At 36.2% G+C, this 329-nt stretch carries 1 pseudogene; it reads left to right on the top strand.

Annotated elements, in window-relative coordinates:
• Positions 1-63: 63 nt before the first annotated feature.
• Positions 64-329: pseudogene (locus tag RAH41_RS22545) on the top strand (IS110 family transposase); the annotation flags it as partial.

Below are 329 nucleotides of genomic sequence, written 5' to 3'. Positions count from 1 at the left end.
AGTTAAGTAAAAGCCTACCCATTCCAAATGTAGAGCTACAAACAAAAAGGAGCCGTTTATATTATGAAGGATAGTCAAAAATTTATTGGTTTAGACGTTTCAAAAGACATTATTTCTGTTGGTATTGCTGAAGAAGGACGTGGTGAACCACGATTTCACGGTAATATTCAAAACACACCTGAAAGTATTCGTAAACTTTTCAAGAAGTTAGGCGATCCAGAAAAGCTACTAGTTTGCTATGAAGCAGGTTCATGCGGGTATTGTATTTACCGTCAGCTTTTATCAATGGATATAGAATGTATTGTAGTTGCACCTACTCTAATTCCGAG

The organism is Gottfriedia acidiceleris, from assembly GCF_036421055.1.
GTDB classification, from domain to species: Bacteria; Bacillota; Bacilli; order Bacillales; family Bacillaceae_G; genus Gottfriedia; species Gottfriedia acidiceleris_C.
The sequence above is the reverse complement of the archived record's forward strand: the minus strand, read 5'-3'. Positions and strand labels throughout refer to the sequence as shown.